This is a genomic window from Streptacidiphilus sp. EB103A (assembly GCF_041261405.1).
In the GTDB taxonomy this organism is placed as follows: Bacteria; Actinomycetota; Actinomycetes; order Streptomycetales; family Streptomycetaceae; genus Streptacidiphilus.
The window spans coordinates 28,087-39,735 of sequence record NZ_JBGCAQ010000004.1 but is presented as its reverse complement, the minus strand read 5'-3'; the positions used below and the strand labels follow the sequence as shown (position 1 = coordinate 39,735).

Below are 11,649 nucleotides of genomic sequence, written 5' to 3'. Positions count from 1 at the left end.
CGCACACCGCAAGGAAACCCCTCATGACGCTGCCCCGGCTCCGCGCGACCGGCCTCGCGCGAGCCCGGCTGCGCACGCAGCTGATGCTCAGCTACGCACTGGTGCTGGTCGTCAACGTGGTCGCCTTCGCCCTGACGGTCCACAGCCTCACCCCGATCGGTCCCGATTTCCCGGCGACGATCCCCACGCCCGAGGCCATGAACGCGTTCCGGTTGAGCCTGGACAAGGGGCTGGCCGGGGCCGTCTTCGCGGGCATCGCGCTGAGCCTGACCGCCGGCGCGATCACAGCGGTGCTGATCAGCCGCCTGATCGTGCGCCCCATCGAGCAGATGCGGACCGCGGCCCGGCTGATGACCACCGGTCACTACGACGCCCGGGTGCCCGCACCCAGCACACCCGAGCTGGCCGGCATCGCCGCCGATCTCAACACCCTGTCGGGCAGGCTGGACGAGACCGAGAGACGCCGGGTCAGGCTGGTCTCCGATCTCGCGCACGAACTGCGCACCCCGCTGACCATCCTCCGCGGCCAGCTCGACGCGCTGGCAGACGGGCTCTACCAGCCGGGACCGGCGCTGGTCGGCTCGATGGGGGAGGAGGTCGAGCGGCTTCGCCGACTGACCGACGAACTGTCCCACCTCTCCCGCGCCGAGGAGGACGCCTACCGGATCCAGCCCCGCGACACGGACCTGGGCGCCATCGCCCACGACATCGCCGACCGGCTGCGCCCGGAGTTCGAGCAGCGCGGCATCGCACTGTCCGTCACGTCGGCGGACGCGGTTCGCGCGTGGGCCGACCCGGATCGGGTCAGCCAGATCCTGGTGAACCTGCTCACCAATGCCCTGGCCGCCTGTGAGCGTGGCGGCCGGGTCGCCGTCACCCTCGGCTGCGAGGGCGAGCTGGCCGAGCTGCGGGTGACCGACAACGGCTGCGGTATCGCGCCCGAGGACCTCGACCTGATCTTCGAACGCTTTGAACGCCGGGTTCCCGCCGGGCATCCGGCCCCGCACCAGGGCAGTGGGATCGGATTGACCATCGCCCGCGCGCTGGCCCGCGCCCACGGCGGCACCCTGACCGCCTACTCGCCCGGCCCCGGCCGCGGCGCGGTGTTCACCCTCGCCCTGCCCGGCCCGCCGAGAACGGAATAGCCGACCGATGCATCAGCCCACCGTCCTCGTCGTCGACGACGAACCCAAGATCCGCGACATCGTGCGCCGCTATCTGGAGGCCGACGGATTCGCCGTCATCGAGCAGGCCGACGGGCCCGGCGCCCTGGACGCCGCCCGCGACCAGCGTCCCGACCTGATCGTCCTGGACGTCATGCTGCCCCGCCTCGACGGGGTCGAGGTCCTGCGCAGGCTGCGCGAGGGCAGCCAGGTCCCGGTCATCCTGCTCACCGCCCGCGACGAGGAGGTCGACACTCTCATCGGCCTGGCCGTCGGCGCGGACGACTACATGACCAAACCCTTCAGCGGTCGGGAGCTGGCCGCCCGCGTCCGGGTCATCCTGCGGAGGGTGAACCCCGCCCGTTCGGCTCCTGAGGCCACGGTGATCCGCCACGGAGCGCTGACCATCGACACGGCCCGCCGCGAGGTCTCCACCGCCCGCGGTCCCGCCGCCCTCACCGCCCTCGACTTCGACCTGCTGCTCACCCTCGCCCGGCACCCCGGCCATGTCCTGACCCGCCGTCAGCTCCTGCAGGCCGTCTGGGGCGCCGACTACTTCGGCGACGAGCGCGTTGTCGACGTGCACATCCGAACCCTGCGCAGGGCCCTGCGCGACGACGCCACCGACCCGGTCTACCTCGAGACCGTCCGCGCCGTCGGCTACCGTCTGATCGCGCCCCCAATCGCCTAGTGCCGATCAACTTGATGATGGGAATTGCTTGCTGTGAAGAGGGCTTGCGCCCGCCCCGCCATGACGAAACCACCACCCTGCGGAGGAGCGCAATGGAGTACACACAGATAGCTTGCGCGTTCCCGGCGCTGCTCGAACAGGAACGCCTCGCGCTGACGCGGACCCGCACCACGCGCCCCCTTACCCGACACCAGGAAGCGTCCCCACTGCCCGGACTCCCGGTGCACGTCCGTGACGCGCACCCCGCACAGCTCGGCCGCCCGCACCCCCGACAGGTAGGCGACCTTCGCCATCGCATAGTCCCGGCAAGCCACCGCCTCCTTCCGTGCAAGCGGCAACGCCTCGCGCCGGTGCGCGAAGAACTGCGTCATGGCCTGCTGCGATGGCGGGACCCGCAGCCCGAAGTCCCCGCGGTGCCGCGGCCGGTTGAACGGATCGACCGGGGACTCCACCGTGGCCCCGAAAAGGCGCCCGATCTCCCCGGCGTACCGCTGTTCCAAGAACATGTAGAAGCCATCGATCTTGCTGATCTTCGACCGCACCGTCGACCCTGCCCGCTTGCCCGGGCCAGCGAAGTAGCGGTCCAGATCCTTGGGCTCCAGCCGTCAGGCACCGCGTCGTAGTGGTCGCACAGCTCGATGACCGGCTTCACCAGCTGCTCGATGGTCCCCGACATCAGCCCGGCAGCGTTCCGGGCCCTCTGTACCCGGCAAGGGGGGTCGCCGCTGAGGATGACAACCCGCTGATCACGAGTCCGACAGCCGGTTCGCGCCCTGGCACGCAACGCGGTGAGACGCCTACGGCGATGCGACGGTGCTGCAGAGGCGGAGTGCGCGCGCCCTGAGTGGGGCGCGCTGTTTCCAGAGCTCATGGAAACCGATCTGTTTTGATTCCGTCCTAATCGGGTTAACCTCGCAGTATGAGCACCGTAGTGAAGCCAAGTCCTCGAGAGCGGCTGCTGGATGCGGCGGCCTCGCTCACCTACCTCAACGGCGTCGGTATTGGCATCGACGCGCTGTGCAAGGCGGCGGGGGTGTCGAAGCGCTCCATGTACCAGCTGTTCGAGAGCAAGGACGAACTGCTGGCGGCGAGCCTGGAGCAAGGCGCCTCCGCGTTCGTGACCACGCTCCTGCCCGCGGTGGATGACGGCGGTTCGCCCCGCGAGCGGATCCTGCACGTCTTCGAGCAGGTGGAAGCGCAGGCGGGTGCGCCCGAGTTCCGGGGATGCCAGTACCTGGCTGTGCAGATCGAGCTCAAGGACCAGAGCCACCCCGCGAGCAAGGTGGCCCACCGGGTCAAGGGGAACCTGACGGCCTTCTTCCGGGCCGAGTCCGAACAGGGCGGCGCGAGCGATCCCGACCTGCTGGCCCGACAGCTCAGCCTGGTCTTCGACGGCGCCAGCGCCCGCGCGGGGATCGGAGCCGACAACCTCACCGGCCTCATCGCCCCCACAGTGGCCACCTTGCTCGATGCGGCCGGCGTGCGCTGAAACGGGCGGAGTCGCTTCGCATCACGCCGTCAGCCGTAGTGGGGAGACCACATGCGCGCAGCGGTGCGCGCTTCGGCAAGGTCGTGATCACCCACTGGGCCCGGGGTGCGTCTACGGCCGGCCTTCAGCCGCCGACCGACCCTTTCGGGGATCCCGACAGGACCCGGCGTGGTGGGAGTTCGCTTGGTCGTGCCCCGACTTCAGGCCCCCGACAGAAACCTTCGTCGGGGACGAGTCCGATGGCGGTGAGGATGTTGCCGAGCATGCCGTGCGCGAGAAAGGCCCTGGCGCGGTTTTCATCGGCGCCCAGCGGCAACCGCACGGATTCCCACAGCCGCATCCAACCGTTCCGTACGAGCTCGCCGATCCGGTCATCGCCCTGTGCCTCTGCAGCTGCCACGAACAGATACCCCTGCACCTGCATCAGCAGTGTTTCCGGGTGCGTTGAGATCAACTGCATGTAGGCGCCCGCCATGGCATGGCGGGCCCGCTCGCTGCCCGCCATGCCCTCGGCCGCCGCTGCGAAGGCCAGGCGGGTGTCTTCCGTGCTCCGCGCCAAGGCCGCGACGAAGATCGCCTTCTTGTCCGGGAAGAGTCGGAAGAGGTACGGCTGGGTGACACCGACCCGCTTGGCGATCGCCTCGGTGGACGTGCCGTGGTAACCCCCGCGCGCGAACTCGACGATCGCTGCGCGGATGACGCTCTCGCGCCTCTCCTGTGCGCTCATCCTGCCCATGCCGCCATTGTGTCCTCTGAGTTTGCATGCTGAAACCGATCGGTTTACGGTAGCGGAAACTGATCGGTTTTGCATTGCTTGGAGGCAGTTGTGACAACAATCAAGGGCGCCACCGTTCTCGTCACCGGAGGCGGCCGGGGCATCGGCAGGATGCTGGTCGAAGAGCTCTACCGGCGCGGTGCCGGCAAGGTCTACGCCACCGCTCGCGACCCGCGCACGGTGACCCACCCCCGTGCCGTTCCGCTGGCGCTCGAGGTCACCGACCCGGCGTCGGTCGCAGCGGCCGCCGAGCAGGCCCAGGACGTCACCATCCTGATCAACAACGCCGGCGCCTCGGTCCGCGCCTCCTACCTCGACTCCCCGATGGAGGACGTGCGCCGGGACCTGGAGACCAACTTCTACGGGCCGCTGCTGCTCACTCGAGCCTTCGCGCCGATCATCGAGCGCAACGGCGGCGGCCACATCCTCAACGTCCACTCCGCCCTGTCCTGGCTCGCCGACGGCACGCCCTACAGCGCCTCCAAGGCTGCTCTGTGGTCGCAGACCAATTCCCTGCGCCTGGCGTTGCGGCCGCGCGGCATCGCGGTGACCGGGCTCCATGTGGCCTACGTGGACACCGACATGACGTCGGGCCTCGACGCACCCAAGGCAGACCCCCGCGACGTCGCCCTGGCGGCCCTCGACGGCATCGAGGCGGGAGCCCACGAAGTCCTGGCCGACGACACCACACGCTGGGTCAAGTCACAGCTGTCCGCCGACCTGGAAGCCCTGTACGCGCAGCTGACGTAGCACGCGCTTCACGCCTTTGCCAGGAGAGTCCTCGCGGGAGAGCACCCGCCGCCTGGAGCGCGGCGATGCTGCTGGCGGTTCGGTGTGACGTCGCGGACAGGCGGAGCGGTGGTACGGGCCGGGATCTCAGTTCCGGCGGAGGTCCTCCCAGGTCGCGGCCTCACCCGGGAGTTGCGAGTGGACGGGCGTCATCAGGCCGTCGAGGAACACTTGCAGATGGCGGTGGACGAACCGGTCGAATTCCGGACAGTCGGATCCTGGCAGCGGCCGGGTGAGCTGGGAGAGGGCGACCGTCAGTTCCCCGACGCTGACGTCGGCGCGCAGCTCACCGGATGCGCGAGCCCGGTCGGTGAGCTGCGCGATGGCATCGGTCAGCCGGTCGCTTGCGGCCGGCACTTCGGGGTGGCCCTCGTCGAAGGGCGGATCGAGCATCGGGCACAGGGCGCCGATGCGCTCGTCGGCCGCGGCGTGCACGAACGAGCGAAGCGCGCCGAACGCGGTCGTCTCGCCGGCTTCCTCGGCGGCGAGCGCCTGTTCCGCGTGATCGGTGACGTGGTCGGTGACCGTGAGGACCACGTGGTGCATCAGCTCGCCGCGATTCTTGAAGTGCCGGTACAGCGTGGCGTTGCCGACGCCGGCGCGGCGCGCCACCTCGTCCAGCGGGAGCTCTGTCCCGTGCTCCACGAGCAGTTCGCGTGCGGCGGCGACGATCCGCTCTCGGTTGCGCACGGCGTCGGCCCGCAGGTGCGGGAGACGACGCTGCGGCTGTTCGGTCGCGGTGGCCACGGCGGCCTCCTTCGGTGCGGTGTGCGACGACTTCGATGTTCGGCCGACCTGACTCACAGCGAAGCCGACCAGCTTGGTCAGCAGCCCACGGCTCAGTCCGAGCAGGTATCCCCGGTCTACTGGGAGCTGCACACCACCAGCCGCGACCAGGCCGAGCGTGTCTTCGGTCTCTGAACGCCGTCGGACCGGCGCCGGCGTCAGGAGCGACGCTGCCGGGTCCGACCGGGTGGCGCGGTTGCGAGCGCCGACCACGTGGACCTGCCCAAGCACGTGCCCTGATCAACAGCACCGCCTCCTGCCCCTGCCGACGGCAAGGTCACGGCCTCGCCGTCGGGAGGGGCGGGGCGGCCAAGCTCCGGCTCGGCGCCTCAGTGGGCGATCACGGGCTCGCCCTCCGACGGGGCCAGGGCCGCATTGGGTATCAGGAACGCTGCGAGCAGCGCGCCGACCACGAAGAACCCGGCGCCCCACGCCAGGGTGGCCGTGTAGCCGTGGACTCCGGCCTGCGCCAGGGTCAGCGCGCCGGGCTTGTGCGAGGTCAGGTAGTGGGTGGTGGCCGATGAGGCGACAGTGGTCAGCAGTGCGGTGCTGATCGAGCCGCCCACCTGCTGGCCGGTGTTGATCAGCGCCGAGGCGACGCCGGCGTCCTCGTGGTGCACGCCCGCGGTGGCGCCCTGGAACGCGGTGCTCATCACCCCGCCCAGGCCCATGCCCAGCAGGATCAGGCCGGGCATGATGTCGGCGAGGTAGCCGCTGTCCAGCTTGAGCTGGTTCAGCAGGAGCATGCCGGTCGCGGCGACCAGGAAGCTGGCACCGATCACGATCTTCGGCCCGACCCTGGGCAGCAGCAGCCGAGGCGCCGTGGTCGACGCGAGAACGATGCCGACGACCATCGGCAGGAACGCCAGACCGGTCTTGATCGGCGAGTAGCCGATGCTGGCCTCCAGGTAGTAGGTCAGGAACAGGAAGATCGAGAACATCCCCATGCCGATGACGAACACCGCCAGGAACGAGCCGCCGCGGGTGCGGTCCAGCACGAGTCGCAGCGGCAGCAGCGGATGCGCGACCCGGGCCTCCAGCCACACGAATACCGCGAGCAGCACCACGCCGGCGACCATGGAGCCCAGGACGACCGGGTTGGTCCAGCTGGTGGACTCGACGTGCGCGAACCCGTAGACGATGGCGAACACTGCGGCGCTCACGGTGACGGTGCCCGGGATGTCGAGTTTGGGCCGCTCGGTGACCGCGGGCTTGGCCAGCAGCAGCAGCGCGCCGACCAGCGCGACGGCCGCGAAGCCGACGTTGACGAACATCACCCAGCGCCATGACGCCCACTCGGTGAGCATGCCGCCGAGCAGTAGTCCGATCGCGCCGCCCGCACCGGCCAACGCGCTGAAGATGCCGAAGGCCTTCGCCCTTTCGACCGGGTGCGTGAAGGTCACGCTGAGCAGCGAGAGGGCTGCGGGCGCGAGCAGTGCGGCGAACAGGCCCTGGGCCACGCGTGCCGCGACCAGGACCTCGAAGCTGCCGGCCGCGCCGCCGACCACCGACGCGCCCGCGAAACCGATCAGGCCGGTCACGAAGGTCGTCCGTCGGCCGAACAGGTCACCGAGTCGGCCGCCGAGCAGCAGCAGGCTGCCGAACGCCAGGGCGTAACCGGTGATGACCCACTGCCGGTTGCCGTCGCTGAAGCCGAGGTCGTGCTGCGCGGCGGGCAGTGCGATGTTCACCACGGTCGCGTCCAGGGTGACCATGAGCTGCGCCACGCCCAGCACGACAAGCACCCACCAGCGCACGGCGTGTGAGCCGCGGCGGCCCGAGTCTGTCTTCCCGGGGGCAGGCGCCCGGTGATCGAACGTGGCAGTCATGTCTTCACCTTTGTCTTGTCGCTGGCCGTAGGCTGGCACAGATCGGAAACCGATCTGTTTCACCACAGGAAAACAGATCGGTTTCAGCGGCGCAAGTGAACACGTGACCCCGGCCTGCGGGGATGCGCGGTTGCCGATGCCCGTGCTCGCCCCGATCGCCGGTGCCGTCTTGGCGCCTGACCGGCTGTCTGACGTCGCCGTGCAGTTGTTCTGCGAGCCGGGCGTCCACGTCGGCGTCGGAGCGGCGCGGTGGGGTTCCATCGACCTGCTGCCCAAGTCCGCGGTGGCTCATGAGCCCCTGCGCTTGCGGGTGGAAACCGATCGGTTTACAGTGAAAACCGACCGGTTTCCACGTCGGGGGCAACCATGCCTGCCAGGGCCGGGAGTGAAGGAGTGTGCGACATGCCCCACCAGGAGCCGACGCATCCCACGATCCACATCCCCGGGACCACCAGCCACACCGTCGCCGCGCGCTCAGGACGCCACAACGGCGAGGGGACACTGCGCTACCTCAAAGCAGGCACCGGAGCCCCCCTGGTCCTGCTCCACACCGTGCGCACGCAGGCCGAGCACTTCCGCTCCCTCATCCCCATGATCTCGGACCGGTACACCGTGTACGCCCTCGACCTCCCGGGGATGGGCTACTCCGAGATCGTGCCCGGTGCGTCGTACGACGAGCCAGCGATGCGCGCGGGCGTCGAACGACTCCTGACCGAACTCGACCTCCACGACGTGACGTTGGCCGGTGAGTCCATGGGGGCTGTGCTCGCCCTGACCACGGCGGCCGACCTGCCGGAGCGGGTACGGCGCATCATCGCGGTGAACACGTACGACTTCCGCGGCGGCATCGCCCGGTCGAGCCTCCTCGCGCGGCTGGTGGTGGGCGGGGTACTCGCTCCCGGGGTGGGCCCGGTGGTCGCCGGGGTGGAGCCCAAGCCGATCCTGCGCAGGGTCCTCCAGGGTGGCCTGGGTGACAAGAGCGCTTTGCGGGTGGACTACGTGGACGAGCTGCTCCAGGTCGGCAGCCGCCCTGGCTACCCCACCGTCGCGCGGGCGGTGTACCAGAGCCTGCCCAGCCTCATCGCTGCCCGCTCGCGCTACCGCGACGTCAAGGCCCCTGTCCACCTCGTTTACGGCGAGAAGGACTGGTCCCGGCCGTCAGACCGGGAAGCCAACAAGCGACTGCTGCCCGCCGCCGGCTTCACGCAGGTGCCCGGGGCGGGCCACTTCATCGCCCTGGAGAGGCCCGACGTGCTGGCAGGCCTGTTGAACGCGGCGGCGTGACTGGGAAGCGGCATGATCCCGTGGTCGCCTACCAGGCCGGCGCGATTGACTCGGTCGCGGCGCTGGCGCGCAAGGTGGAGCCGACCGACTTCGCACGTCTGACCGCCGCGCTGGTACGGGTCCGTTCGAACAGCGGCAAGCTCCGGGACAGGGAGCCGGAGCTGGGCCGCTACCGCCTCGTCGTCGCCCCGGCGCTGTTCCCCCTCTCCGACGCGGGCACCGCCAACCTGCACGGCTCGCCCGCCACATCTGGAGCGAGTCCCTGCGCGCCGAGGGCGCCGAGACGCTCGCCTCCTACACTCACGGCCTGCTCGCGGGCAGTCCCGCGCCCACCAGCGATCGCTTCGGCGCGGGCCAGGGCTGGTACCCGTCGAAAAAAGTCCGCGCGGGTCGGCAACCTTTCCGCCCGCGGCGGCAACGGAGAGGTGGAACACCGACTCGACCGGACCGACCGAACGGATGGGCATGAGGGGAACAAGGCACGCCGCGCCGCAGTCGCGGCGCAGGCGCGAGCGCGGTCGCGGGTTGGTCACGGGCATTCCGGCGGCGCTGCTGGCCGTCGGGGTGCTGGCGTGCCTGGCGGCCGCCCTCCTGTCGGGCAGGGGCCCCTCCGGCGCCGGGCGTGTCGTCGCGGCGGCCCAGGCGGGCGCCGTGCCCGGCGTCGGACCGGTTACTGAGTCCGGTGCTGCCGGGTCCGCGAGCGCGGCGGCGCGGCCGTCCGGCACCCGCACGCCGTCGGCGTTGCGGTCGGCGTCGACCGGCTGCGCGACGGCTGCGGGGTCAGCGGTGGCGCCGCTGGCCGGGCGGATCAAGCCCTCCGTCACCTACCACGGCGTCGCGACCGCTTACGCCGCCGCGAACGGCAACGGCTCGTGCCTGTTCGGACCGACCAGCGACCTCATGATCGCGGCGATGAACTACACCGACTACGAGTCGTCCAAGGCGTGCGGGGCCTACGTGCTCGTGCGCGCCGCCAACGGCGCCTCTCTGACGGTGCGGATCGTCAACGAGTGCCCCCTGCCCTGTGCGCCCGGCCAACTCGACCTGAGCCAGCAGGCCTTCGCACGGCTTGCCAACCTCTCGGTCGGCCGCCTGCAGATTACCTGGACGCTGCTGAGCCCCGCCTGGCCGGGCCCGCTCTCCCTCCGCTACCAGACCGGCTCCAGCCGCTGGTGGTGCGGCATCCAGGTGATCGGCCACCGCAACCCGGTCGCACTGCTGGAGGTCCGCACCGCGGGCGGTTGGCGCCGGCTCCCGCGCACCGACTACAACTACTTCGTCTCCAGCCACGGCAGCGGGTGCGGCGGGCCGATCAGGATCACCGACATCTACGGCCAGCAGCTGACCGTCAACGGGCTCGCTCTGCGGCCCAACGTCGCCCAGCCCACCGGTGTCCGGTTCGCCCGCCATTGACCGGGCGGCCATCTGGCCGCCCGGCCTTGTTGACGACTGCTGTTACCCTCATGCGTTGTTAACGCGCACATGCAAGAAAGGGCGACCGAGGGAGATGCTCCCCGACGACGCGTCCGCAGAGTTCCACGACTTCTTCGAACGCTACTACGCCGAACTGGCGCGCTTCGCCCACCTGCTGACCGGGGAGACGGACGCGGCCGAGGACCTGGCCGCCGACGCCCTGATCACGCTCTGGCAGCACTGGGACCGGCTCCGTACGGCCGAGCACCCGCGCGCCTACGCGCGCGGCGTGGTGGCCAACATGGCACGCGAGCGAATCCGGAGCACAGTCCGGGAGCGCCGCCGGATCACGCTGTTCTGGTCCCGCACCCCGGAGAGGACGGAAGGTCCCGACGTGGCCGCGGTGCTGGACGTGCGCGTGGCACTGACCCGGCTGCCGTTCCGCAGGCGGGCGTGCGTGGTGCTGCGCCATGCCTTCGACCTGTCGGAGAAGGACACCGCGATGGCCCTGGGCATATCGGTCGGTACGGTGAAGAGCCAGACTTCGAAGGGGCTGGCCGAGCTGGAACGCATACTCGGCGTACGATCCGCCGAGGCACTGGTGGCAGGGAGGAGGATTCCGTGAGCGAGGAGATCACCCGGCGGCTGCGTGAGTCCGCCCAGGCCTACCGGCCCGACCGCGCGAGGATGCTGGCCCGCGTGGAGCGCGGCCTCGCCGGCCCCGTCGTCCGGCACCGCACCCGCTCGTTCACCAGGTCGGGTCCCAGGACCGTCCTCGCCGCTCTCGCCACGGCCGGCCTGCTGGCGACCGGCGGTTTCGCCGTCGCCGGCATCGTCCAAGGCCCATCGCCATCGACCACCGTCACCACACCGATCGTCTCCCCGTCGGCCACCCCCCGTCCGACTCCGTCGGATTCCGCCGCCGCCCCCGGCTCATCGCCGACCACAGCCGCGAGCAGTTCGCACCCGGCCCAGACCACCGGCGCACGGCCCCAGGCCGGACCTCTGTGGTCGGCAGGCTCGGTGGACCGGCGCAGCATCGTCTACTGGTCCCAGAGCGACGTCGTCCTGAGGTCCACCCAGCCGGTCACCGCGCTCACCCTGGAGCTGCGCATCGCGCAGACCGGCGGCGTGCAGAGCACAGGCAATTGGCGCACCCTGCCGAGCGATGACTTCACCGTCACTGTGCGGGAGGTCGCCGGCGCGCTGGTCTACCGCTGGGTGCTCAAGCCCGGCCTGACCGTGCCGCCCGGCCAGTACGAGTTCGCCGCCCAGTTCAACCACGCCACGGGCTTGCGCGACGCGGGCGGCGACAGCTACCGCGTCGACGCGCGGACCCCGGCCGGCTCCCCGGTCGCGGTCTGGGGAGGTTTCGTCCCGACGCGGTAGGGCTGAGTGGGAATCCGTCGGGCCTTGGTGCCGCCTGCCGT

General features: G+C 70.5%; 13 protein-coding genes. 9 read left to right on the top strand and 4 right to left on the bottom strand.

What is annotated here, in order from left to right; translation table 11 throughout:
* The first annotated feature begins 23 nt into the window (after positions 1–23).
* Complete coding sequence (locus ABH941_RS07415) at positions 24–1,145, top strand: sensor histidine kinase (protein WP_370127800.1); 1,122 nt, start codon at positions 24–26, stop codon at positions 1,143–1,145.
* Between the two features lie 7 nt (positions 1,146–1,152).
* Positions 1,153–1,854 carry a response regulator transcription factor gene (locus tag ABH941_RS07410; protein ID WP_370127799.1) on the top strand — a complete coding sequence of 234 codons (702 nt, stop codon included), beginning with the start codon at positions 1,153–1,155 and terminating at the stop codon, positions 1,852–1,854.
* On the opposite strand, the gene ABH941_RS07405 is transcribed toward ABH941_RS07410, so the two are convergent.
* Positions 1,851–2,396 carry a hypothetical protein gene (locus ABH941_RS07405; RefSeq protein ID WP_370127798.1) on the bottom strand — a complete coding sequence of 182 codons (546 nt, stop codon included), beginning with the start codon at positions 2,394–2,396 and terminating at the stop codon, positions 1,851–1,853. The genes ABH941_RS07410 and ABH941_RS07405 overlap by 4 nt on opposite strands.
* Positions 2,397–2,773: 377 nt before the next feature.
* Between ABH941_RS07405 and ABH941_RS07400 the strand changes: the two genes are divergently transcribed.
* Positions 2,774–3,343: a TetR/AcrR family transcriptional regulator gene (locus ABH941_RS07400; protein ID WP_370127797.1), complete on the top strand. Its 570-nt coding sequence runs from the start codon at positions 2,774–2,776 to the stop codon at positions 3,341–3,343.
* A 124-nt stretch (positions 3,344–3,467) separates the two neighbouring features.
* Here the strand turns inward: ABH941_RS07400 and ABH941_RS07395 are convergent, their stop codons facing one another.
* Complete coding sequence (locus ABH941_RS07395) at positions 3,468–4,079, bottom strand: TetR/AcrR family transcriptional regulator (RefSeq protein ID WP_370127796.1); 612 nt, start codon at positions 4,077–4,079, stop codon at positions 3,468–3,470.
* Between the two features lie 90 nt (positions 4,080–4,169).
* On the opposite strand from ABH941_RS07395, the gene ABH941_RS07390 reads away from it, so the two are divergent.
* A complete protein-coding gene (locus tag ABH941_RS07390; protein WP_370127795.1) occupies positions 4,170–4,868 on the top strand; it encodes an SDR family oxidoreductase in 699 nt (232 codons plus the stop codon).
* Positions 4,869–4,994: 126 nt separating this feature from the next.
* On the opposite strand, the gene ABH941_RS07385 is transcribed toward ABH941_RS07390, so the two are convergent.
* Together ABH941_RS07385 and ABH941_RS07380 are read right to left on the bottom strand one after the other, a co-directional pair.
* Positions 4,995–5,654, bottom strand: a complete 660-nt coding sequence (locus ABH941_RS07385; RefSeq protein WP_370128142.1) for a TetR/AcrR family transcriptional regulator — start codon at positions 5,652–5,654, stop codon at positions 4,995–4,997.
* A gap of 368 nt (positions 5,655–6,022) precedes the next feature.
* A complete protein-coding gene (locus ABH941_RS07380; RefSeq protein WP_370127794.1) occupies positions 6,023–7,522 on the bottom strand; it encodes an MFS transporter in 1,500 nt (499 codons plus the stop codon).
* 402 nt (positions 7,523–7,924) lie between these two features.
* On the opposite strand from ABH941_RS07380, the gene ABH941_RS07375 reads away from it, so the two are divergent.
* The 5 genes from ABH941_RS07375 (at position 7,925) to ABH941_RS07355 (ending at position 11,608) form a co-directional block, all read left to right on the top strand.
* Complete coding sequence (locus tag ABH941_RS07375) at positions 7,925–8,806, top strand: alpha/beta fold hydrolase (RefSeq protein WP_370127793.1); 882 nt, start codon at positions 7,925–7,927, stop codon at positions 8,804–8,806.
* A 247-nt stretch (positions 8,807–9,053) separates the two neighbouring features.
* Complete coding sequence (locus tag ABH941_RS07370; RefSeq protein ID WP_370128141.1) at positions 9,054–9,275, top strand: beta-galactosidase trimerization domain-containing protein; 222 nt, start codon at positions 9,054–9,056, stop codon at positions 9,273–9,275.
* Positions 9,272–10,219, top strand: coding sequence for an expansin EXLX1 family cellulose-binding protein (locus ABH941_RS07365; protein ID WP_370127792.1), 948 nt, complete (start codon positions 9,272–9,274; stop codon positions 10,217–10,219). The genes ABH941_RS07370 and ABH941_RS07365 overlap by 4 nt, the downstream gene beginning before the upstream one ends.
* Before the next feature lie 94 nt (positions 10,220–10,313).
* Positions 10,314–10,844 (top strand): SigE family RNA polymerase sigma factor, encoded by a 531-nt coding sequence (locus ABH941_RS07360; RefSeq protein WP_370127791.1) that lies wholly within the window; start codon positions 10,314–10,316, stop codon positions 10,842–10,844.
* Positions 10,841–11,608, top strand: a complete 768-nt coding sequence (locus ABH941_RS07355; protein WP_370127790.1) for a hypothetical protein — start codon at positions 10,841–10,843, stop codon at positions 11,606–11,608. The genes ABH941_RS07360 and ABH941_RS07355 overlap by 4 nt, the downstream gene beginning before the upstream one ends.
* Positions 11,609–11,649: the final 41 nt, after the last annotated feature.